Origin of the sequence: Streptomyces sp. URMC 123, assembly GCF_051386515.1 — a bacterium.
Taxonomy (GTDB): domain Bacteria; phylum Actinomycetota; class Actinomycetes; order Streptomycetales; family Streptomycetaceae; genus Streptomyces.
In genome coordinates, this window is sequence record NZ_JBPQTV010000434.1 from 1 (window position 1) to 4439 (window position 4439).

4 protein-coding genes and 1 pseudogene are annotated in these 4439 nt (G+C 73.3%); 1 reads left to right on the top strand and 4 read right to left on the bottom strand.

The annotated features are described in order from the left end of the window. Both ACSNOD_RS28795 and ACSNOD_RS28800 read right to left on the bottom strand, forming a co-directional pair. A partial coding sequence (locus ACSNOD_RS28795) for an MDR family MFS transporter (protein ID WP_436770010.1) occupies positions 1 to 1664 on the bottom strand: 1664 nt, incomplete at its 3' end. A 286-nt stretch (positions 1665 to 1950) separates the two neighbouring features. After that, positions 1951 to 2397: an SRPBCC family protein gene (locus ACSNOD_RS28800; protein ID WP_436770011.1), complete on the bottom strand. Its 447-nt coding sequence runs from the start codon at positions 2395 to 2397 to the stop codon at positions 1951 to 1953. A 140-nt stretch (positions 2398 to 2537) separates the two neighbouring features. On the opposite strand from ACSNOD_RS28800, the gene ACSNOD_RS28805 reads away from it, so the two are divergent. After that, a complete protein-coding gene (locus tag ACSNOD_RS28805) occupies positions 2538 to 3590 on the top strand; it encodes an Rv2578c family radical SAM protein (RefSeq protein ID WP_436770012.1) in 1053 nt (350 codons plus the stop codon). Positions 3591 to 3674: 84 nt separating this feature from the next. Here the strand turns inward: ACSNOD_RS28805 and ACSNOD_RS28810 are convergent, their stop codons facing one another. Beyond that, the gene (locus ACSNOD_RS28810; RefSeq protein WP_436770013.1) at positions 3675 to 4133 is read right to left on the bottom strand and encodes a GNAT family N-acetyltransferase; all 459 of its coding nucleotides are present in this window, start codon (positions 4131 to 4133) and stop codon (positions 3675 to 3677) included. A gap of 66 nt (positions 4134 to 4199) precedes the next feature. After that, a pseudogene (locus ACSNOD_RS28815) lies at positions 4200 to 4439 on the bottom strand (HEAT repeat domain-containing protein); the annotation flags it as partial.

Genomic DNA, 4439 nt, shown 5'->3' on the forward strand with positions numbered 1-4439 from the left:
ACCGGGGGCGCCGCCCCCACCGGGCCGGGCGCCGGGGCCGGCGGCGGCTCGGCGGTGCGCGCGGTGGGCACGCCGGGGGCGGGGGGCTCGGCGAGAGAGGCGTTGTAGGACACGAGCGGTTTCTCTTTCAACAGGAAGGCGAGCAGAGAGCCGAGGACAAGAACCGGCGCGAGATAGAGGAAGACACGGGGCATGGCCTCGGCGTAGGCCCGGACGTAGCCCTCGCGCAGCGCCGTGTCCATCGCGTACACCAGGTGCGGCGTGATGGATTCGGGCTCCGGCCGGTCGGCGCCCTCGGGGAGGTCCGAGGCGAGGCGCTCGGCGAGCCGGTGGCTGAAGAGCGTGCCGAAGACGGCCGCCCCGACGGCACCGCCGATCTGGCGGAAGTAGTTGTGGGCGCTGGTGGCCACGCCCAGGTCGGACGGGGGCACGGAGTTCTGCACGGCGACGATCAGCACGGGCAGCACGAGACCGATGCCCACGCCGAGCACCGCCATCCAGAGGCTGTAGGACACCCGGGGGGTGCCCGTCGAGAGCCGGGACAGCAGCCACAGCCCGGCGGCGGCCAGGGCGCAGCCGACCACCGGCAGGGCCTTGTAGCGGCCGGTGCGGGTGATCAGCCGACCGGAGAGGATGGAGGCGACCACGACGCCGCCCATCAAGGGCAGGATCAGCAGTCCCGACCGGGTGGCGCTGGCGCCGTAGACCATCTGGAGGAAGGTCGGCAGAAAACCGGCCGCGGTGAACAGCGCGACGCCCGTCGCGGCCCCGACGAGACCGGTGACGGTGAAGACGGAGTCCCTGAAGAGCCGCAGCGGCATGACGGGTTCGGGGACCAGGCTCTCCACCACGAGGAAGAGCAGAATCGTCCCGGCGGCGCCGGCGGCCAGCCCGAGGACGGTGCGGGAGGTCCAGGCGTACTCGCTGCCGCCCCAACTCGTCAGCAGCACCACGAAGGTGGAGGCCGCGGCGAGGAGCAGCGCGCCCAGCGGGTCGAGCCGCGGCCTGCCGTGCGGCCGGGGCAGCTTGAGCACGAACGCGACGACGCCCATCGCGAGCAGGCCGAGGGGGACGTTGGCGTGAAAGCACCAGCGCCAGGAGGCGTGGTCGGTGATGAGGCCGCCGAGCAGCGGGCCGGCCAGCGAGGCGAGCCCGAAGGCGGCGCCGATCAGGCCCATCCAGCGGCCGCGCTGCCGGGGCGGCACGATGTCCGCGACGATCGCCTGAACACCGATCAGCACCCCGCCCGCGCCGACGCCTTGGAGCGCGCGGCAGGCGATCAGCTGGTCCATGGTGCGCGCCCAGCCCGCCAGCGCGGAGCCGAGGACGAACACGGCGAGGGCGACCTGGAAAACGCTCTTGCGGCCGAGCAGATCGCCCAGTTTGCCGTGGAGCGGCATGGCGACCGTGGTGGCCAGCAGATAGGCGGTCACGGCCCAGGACATCCGGTCGAGGCCACGCAGATCACCGACGATCTCGGGGAGCGCGGTGGCCACGATGGTCTGGCCGAGGGCCGCGAGGAGCAGGGTCAGCATCAGCGCGGCGACGACGCAGCGCACCCGGCCGGGCCCGAGTCCGCCGGCGCCCGGGGCGCCGGCGGTGATGGAGGCCGCGGACGAGACGGGGACCGGCTCGCCGCTCGCCGTCACGGTGGTCACGCCCACGTGCTGCTCCCCTCGTCGCGCCTGCGCCGCCGCTCATTTCTCGCATTGCGCGACAACGACGAGCAAGCGCGACGAATCGCCGGGGGTGGGGAAAGCCGGACTTCTCAACTGCCGTGCCGGAAGCGCCCATCGGGCGCTCAACAGCACCTTTTGTCCTGTCCGGGGTGGGAACCAGCTATGCCCGCACCCCGGGGGAAACCACCCGATCCGGTGAGTGCCAAGCGCTCTCGAACGAGATATTCCGGATCGGGCGGGTCGGTCGGCGGCAGAGCCTCCCGGGCGGGGCCTACTTCTTTCCGACCTCGGCGGCGAGCCGGTCCAGCACCTGGTCGTAGATCCGGCCGAGCCCCTTGGGCGCGAAGGTCCGCTCGAAGAAGCCGCCGATGCCGCTCGCGCCGTCCCAGACCGTGGTGACCTGGACGCGCGCGGAGCCCTCGCCCGCCGGGGTCACGGTCCAGGTGGTGACCATCGAGGAGTTGCGGTCCTTCTCGACGAGCTGCCCGTCGCTGGGCTCCGAGACCTCCAGCAGACAGTCGCGCACCCGCTTGCTGGTGGCCTGGAGCTTCCAGTGGACGAGGGTGCCCTCCCCGTCGCCCCCCTCCCGCACCTCGTACTCGCTGAAGTGCTCGGGGAGCAGCTTGGCGCGGGTGCCGCTGTAGTCGGCGAGAGCGTCGAACACCTCTTCGGGGTTCGCCGCGATGATCCGCTCCGTCGTGGCCTCGACCTGCGCCATTGTCTTCTCCTCCAGTGAATCGGGGGGCCTGCGGGATGTGCGGGCCAAGCCAACCACCGCGTACGGGTGCGGCCAAAATCGGACCCTGGCCGATATCGTTCGAATCTCTGTTCTAATAGAAGCGGACGAGAGGAGACGTCATGCGCTGGGAGCGGCTGAGCGGGGACGGGAGCGGGGCGCCGCCCGCGCTCTTCGGCACCGACGCGGTGACCCGCACGTTCGACACCCCCGAGTTCCGGGGCGTCACCTTTCACGAGATCCGTGCGAAGTCGATCGTCAACCGGGTGCCGGGGGCCGCGCGCGTGCCGTTCGCCTGGACGGTGAACCCGTACCGGGGCTGCACCCACGCCTGTGTCTACTGCTTCGCCCGCAGGACCCACGCCTATCTCGACCTCGACACCGGCGCCGGCTTCGACTCGCAGATCGTGGTGAAGGTCAACGCGCCCGAGCTGCTCCGCCAGGAGCTCGCGGCGCCGCGGTGGCGGGGCGAGCACATCGCCATGGGCACCAATGTGGACTGCTACCAGCGCGCGGAGGGCCGCTATCGGCTCATGCCGGGCATCATCGCGGCGCTGCGCGACCACGCCAACCCGTTCTCGATCCTCACCAAGGGCACCCTGATCCTGCGCGACCTGGACCTGCTGTGCGAGGCGGCCGCGGTGACCGAGGTCGGCGCCAGCGTCTCGGTGGGCTTCCTCGACCGGGAGCTGTGGCGCACGGTCGAGCCCGGCACGCCCTCACCCGAGCGCCGTCTGGACGTCTGCCGCACCCTCAACGACCACGGCATCGGCTGCGCGGTGCTGATGGCCCCGGTCGTGCCCTTCCTCGGCGACTCCCCCGCCGAGCTGCGGGCCACGGTCCGGGCGATCGCGGCCGCCGGGGCGACCTCGGTGACGCCGATCGCCCTCCATCTGCGGCCCGGCGCGCGGGAGTGGTTCATGGCCTGGCTGGCAGCGCACCACCCGCACCTGGTGCGGCGCTACGAGGCGCTGTACGCCGACGGGGCCTACGCGCCCGCCTGGTACCAGCGGCGGATCACCGAGCAGGTGCGGCGGTACGCCGAGGAGTTCGGCATCGGTTCCGCCCGCTCCGGAGCCGCGCGCCGCGTCCGGCCGCCGGAGCGGCGCGAGGAGGCCGCCGCGCCCGAGGCCCGCACGGGGGCCTCCGAACCGACCCAGCTGACGTTGCTCTGAGGGCCGCCGCCACGGGGCCGGGAAACCGGCCAGGGAACCCGGCGGCCCGGAGCCGGCCGGGGCCCCGGCGAGGGAGCCGGTCGGTCAGAGGGCCGGTCGGGCCACGGAGAAGCGGAGCTCGGGCCGCTCCCAGGCGACCGCGGGCGGCGCGGCCGGCGCGGTGCCCACGCGCCGCGCGCCGAGCCGCCGGTAGAACGATTCCGCGGGCGGGTGCGAGACCACGCGCACGCCCTCCAGCCCCGCGGCGCGCGCCCGCTCCAGCATGTGCTCGACGAGCCGCCGCCCGATGCCCAGCCCCTGCGCCGCGTCGGCCACGAACATCAGGTCCAGCTCGGCGGCCTCGCGCAGCAGGGCGTAGAACCCGAGCACCCGCCCCTCGTCGTCCACCGCGACGAAGACGTCGTGGTGGAGTATGTAGTCGGGGCCGACCCGATAGCCGGCGACCATCGCGGCGTAGTGCCCCGAGTACGCCCCCGAGGTCCGCACCAGCCGCGTCAGCCGCTTGGCGTCGGACTCCACGGCCCGTCTGATCACCGTTCCCATGGTCGCAGTATAGGAGTGCACCCGCAGAGCGCTCATTACACCCGGTCATGGCACCCACCCGGTGCGTCACTCCCGCTGGGTGACGCGGGCCAGGGCCGCGTCGGCCGCGGCGCGCAGCCGCGGGTGGTCGCGCGCCGCCGTGAGCACCGGCACGGCCCGCCGGTCGCGCAGCGCCCCCAGCCCCTCCACACAGGCCAGCGCGACCCGCCAGTAGGGGTCGTGCGGCACCAGCAGCCGCTCCAGCGTGGCGATCAGCGCGGGCACCGACTCCGGGGCGCGCAGCGCGATCAGCAGCCGCACCGGGTG